This window comes from Aquiflexum sp. (assembly GCF_041749095.1).
In the GTDB taxonomy this organism is placed as follows: Bacteria; Bacteroidota; Bacteroidia; order Cytophagales; family Cyclobacteriaceae; genus Aquiflexum.
This window is the reverse complement of the sequence record NZ_JBGTCA010000153.1, coordinates 1-4,310: the sequence shown is the minus strand read 5'-3', so window position 1 is coordinate 4,310 and position 4,310 is coordinate 1. Positions and strand designations below refer to the sequence as shown.

Below are 4,310 nucleotides of genomic sequence, written 5' to 3'. Positions count from 1 at the left end.
AGTATATTTATAAATCAGATCAGGGTTGATACGCTTTTGTAACTCAGTGGCGATTTCAGTATAACTCATTTTCTTCCCCTCAATCAGATCAGTATCCCAGATCGCATGTATATTGGTTTCTTTGTTGAAAAAACTCACCTTCACGTCATTTCCTCCACGGTCACCCGGTTTACCTACATGAAAAGGCTGATGAAGGTCTCCAATAATATGGATCAACAACCTCAATTGGTCTCTTTCTTCTTCTGGACTAAGGCCCCCTTTTTTAAGGGTTTCCTTTATCTTCAAAAATGAAGCATAGGCATCTCCTGTCTCCTCTTGAATACTTGGATCATATTCACCATCTACTGTCGTGACCCAGTGCCACGTATTAGTGTAATCATAATTTCTGTCAGAACGGATATCGTCCATCCAAACACCAACGCCCGAAATGGATTCATGCTGAAGTATGGCCTCTACCTTTTGGACTGTCTGTGGTTTCATTTGCCATTCGGCCAATTTTCCGATCACATAATGACCAACCGCTCCCCAGGCAAAGGATTGGTTATTAATGCTAAAGGCTAAAATTACTGCTAGTAATAGATTTTTTGTTACTTTCATTTTTGATGTGAAATATTGTTGAAATACAATTGATATAAAGTTGAAATATGATAGATGTAAAATGGAAATATTGTTGAAATACAATAGAAATAGTTTGAAATATTGGTGATTTGATAAACAAAGGTGTTTCTTACCAAGAAAGACTTCTCCTTGTCATGTCGACGGCAGGAGACATCTGTAGAGACGTAAGTACCAAGAGTCAAGAAACCGGTTTATATGCTTGGTTAAATACAATGCGATTCACTATTTCTATTTTATTTCGCGAAGCGTATTTCTACTTTATTTCTATATTTTATATTCCAACTCCTTAACAGCAATAAAAGCCATCAGACCCGCTCCAATCTCCAAGGCATCTTCATCTATATCGAAAGTAGGTGTATGGACTCCTGAGATAATTCCTTTGGATTCATTGCGTGTTCCTAATCGATAAAAACAGCCGTCTATTTCCTGGGTATAGTAAGAAAAATCTTCTGCAGCCATCCAAATATCCAAGTCCTCCACATTTTCTTCACCAAGATATTCAATGGCCGATAATTGTGCCCTTGAGGTCAATTCCTCGGCATTCTTAAGGAAAGGATATCCTACCTTAATATCGAAATCAAGTTCTCCCCCCATCCCTTCCACTATTCCCTTGGCAATACTGACCATATGCTTGTGCGCCTTTGCCCTCCACTCTTCATTAAGCGTCCTGAAAGTCCCCTGAATTTTCACTTCATTGGGTATAATATTGGTGGCTCCCAATGCTTCCACCCTTCCGAAAGAAAGAACAGACGGGATTTTGGGAGAGGCGTTTCTGCTGACCACCTGCTGTAAAGCCACAATCATGTGCGAAGCTATCAATATAGGATCGACCAATGTTTCTGGCATGGCTCCATGTCCACCTTTACCTTTGACGGTAATATAGAGTTCATCTGCACTCGCCATATACATACCCTTTCTGAATCCTACTTTCCCAACTTCAATAAGTGGCATCACATGCTGGCCGATTATTCCTGATGGTCTTGGGTTTTCCAAAGCTTTGTCTTTGATCATTTGCGAAGCACCTCCTGGAAACAATTCCTCACCGGGCTGAAAAATAAGCTTGACAGTACCTTCAAAATCATTCCTAATTCCCTGCAAAATTTTGGCTGCGCCAAGAAGGGATGCTGTATGTACATCATGACCACAGGCATGCATGACTCCTGGGTTGGTAGATTTGTAGGGGACTTCATTTTGTTCGATAATAGGAAGTGCATCCATATCTCCCCTGAGCGCAATAGTTTTTTTGGATGGATTTTTTCCCTCTACCAAAGCAACTATCCCGGTGCCGGCCTTTCTTTCCAATTTGGTGATGCCAAAACTTTTCAGCTTCTCTTCAACAAAAGCAGCAGTTTGGAATTCATGAAATGAAAGTTCCGGATTGGCATGTAGGTGTCTGCGGTTTGCAATAATATCGGCTTTAAAGTCTGTTGCCAATGACTTAATTTTGTCTTTCACCATTATCTATTGGTTCTGGATTGACATATCCTTCTCTTTGAAACCTGTCCTGGATGATTCGGGCAGTAGGGAATCTATCTTTTATTTTATGGTAATGGGCCTGCGCCTCAATTCGGTTGACATATTTTCCAACTTTCACCAAATACCTTGGCTGTTGATATTGCATGTCTGTTTTGATATCCGGAAAATTCATGAAAAGGTCATTTCTGGTTTTGAAGGCCATGTCCCTATCGACACCACTGTACACCATAACTGTAAAGCCACTCCAATACCTTTCACTTCTATTCTTTTCAGTAAAATTCCTCAACGCTATTTCCAAGTCTCCATCTACCGCCAACACCTCAGTGCTTGTAACTCTGGGTTTTACAGTTTCTGCAACTTGTTTTTCCAAAGAGGGGAATGTTATTCTCTTTTCACTTAAATCTTCCTGATATCCTTCATAGACATCCACACTTGGGCCTGTCTTTTGAAAAATAGCACAAGAATTTGTTAAAATTAACAGAACAATGAGACCAAACAGTGACTTTTTCATGATGTTATTGTTAATGTTCTATTACCACACATTTCCCATCTGCAACATCTCTCTCCACACTTTTGTATTTGACATCTTTTACCAGTTTACCATCTGAATACTGGACTGTAACCTTATCATTCCGGCCAAAAACTTTTTCTGACTTTCTGGGAGCAACCACTTGGGCTTCGGTCCTGTTGGCAACAGCCGCTGCAGACTGTCTTCTTGCCCCCGGGTTAAGGCTACTGCCAACTTCTTCCTTAGATGCCCTGACATTGCCATCATCCCTTCTTTGGGATTGGGCAGCTTTGACCTGACTTGGATCTTGGGTAGGAAGTTCAGCTTTGGATATGAAAGATATGGTATCTTCATTCAATCTTCCTACGAACCTTTTGAACATTTGAAAAGCCTCAAATTTGTAAATTAATAGTGGATCTTTCTGCTCATAGACCGCATTCTGTACAGATTGCTTTAGGTCATCCATGTCCCGGAGATGCTCTTTCCAATTTTGATCAATGATGGCCAAAGTCACATTTTTTTCGATGGCACGGATCAGGTCACTTCCCTCATTTTTGACGGCAGATTCTAAGTTGATAACTACTCCGATTTGCTTGACACCATCAGTGATCGGTACCATGATTTCTTTTACTGTTGCACCTCTTTGGATATGTACGTCTTTGAGAATAGGCAATGCTTTTTGTAAAATCCTTTCGTTTTTGGAAACATAGTTTTTATAAGAAGCATCAAACAACTCTCTGGTCAAGACATTCGGATCTTTGGATTTTAGATCATCAATGGTGAAAGGATGGTCAATTCCCAGAGAACTGAAAATGTTCATTCTTAAATTTTCGACATCTTCAGTTGACTTGCCCATCTGAACGATATCCTCTGACACATCATACATGACATTGAGTATATCCAATTCCAGACGTTCACCCATCAATGCATTTTTACGTCTTTTGTAGACTACCTCTCTTTGGGAGTTCATGACGTCATCGTATTCCAATAGACGTTTTCTTACTCCAAAGTTATTTTCCTCTACTTTACGCTGTGCCCTTTCGATGGATTTGGTGATCATGGAATGTTGGATTACTTCTCCTTCTTCCAGACCCATTCTGTCCATCAATTTGGCAATCCGGTCAGAACCGAACATTCTCATCAGGTTGTCTTCCAAAGAAACAAAAAACTGGGATGAACCCACATCTCCCTGACGACCTGACCGACCTCTCAACTGTCTATCGACTCTTCGGGATTCATGTCTTTCTGTACCGACAATTGCCAATCCTCCGGCGGATCTGGATTCGGGTGTCAATTTGATATCTGTACCCCGTCCTGCCATGTTGGTAGCAATGGTGACAGTTCCCGGCTTACCTGCTTCAGCTACCACATCGGCTTCCCTTGCGTGTTGTTTCGCATTCAAAACCTGATGTTGGATTTTTCTGATGGTAAGCATCCTGCTCAATACTTCGGAAATCTCTACAGAGGTGGTACCTACCAACACAGGTCTTCCCGCAGTAGTCAATTCTACGATTTCATCAGCCACTGCATTGAACTTCTCCCTAACGGTTTTGTATACTTTATCTTCTCTATCATCCCTGACAATTGGTTTGTTGGTCGGAATGACCACTACATCCAATTTGTAAATTGTCCAGAATTCCCCAGCCTCGGTCTCCGCGGTACCGGTCATACCTGAAAGTTTGTGGTACATCCTGAAATAATTCTGTAG

Annotated in this window: 3 protein-coding genes and 1 pseudogene; all 4 read right to left on the bottom strand. The window is 41.1% G+C overall.

Translation table 11 applies throughout. The features are described from left to right. On the bottom strand, positions 1–597 hold a 597-nt coding region (locus ACEW8O_RS07765), incomplete at its 3' end, for a S1/P1 nuclease (RefSeq protein ID WP_373494052.1). A gap of 285 nt (positions 598–882) precedes the next feature. After that, positions 883–2,076 (bottom strand): M20 family metallopeptidase, encoded by a 1,194-nt coding sequence (locus ACEW8O_RS07760; protein WP_373494051.1) that lies wholly within the window; start codon positions 2,074–2,076, stop codon positions 883–885. After that, positions 2,057–2,605: a hypothetical protein gene (locus ACEW8O_RS07755; RefSeq protein ID WP_373494050.1), complete on the bottom strand. Its 549-nt coding sequence runs from the start codon at positions 2,603–2,605 to the stop codon at positions 2,057–2,059. Before ACEW8O_RS07755 ends, ACEW8O_RS07760 begins: the two co-directional genes overlap by 20 nt. A gap of 10 nt (positions 2,606–2,615) precedes the next feature. Beyond that, positions 2,616–4,310: pseudogene (secA, locus tag ACEW8O_RS07750) on the bottom strand (preprotein translocase subunit SecA); the annotation flags it as partial.

What these genes read in the sequence shown, in the direction of transcription:
- ACEW8O_RS07760 (WP_373494051.1), bottom strand. Translation starts at nt 2,076, where the DNA reads ATGGTGAAAGACAAAATTAAGTCATTGGCAACAGACTTTAAAGCCGAT.
- ACEW8O_RS07755 (WP_373494050.1), bottom strand. Translation starts at nt 2,605, where the DNA reads ATGAAAAAGTCACTGTTTGGTCTCATTGTTCTGTTAATTTTAACAAAT.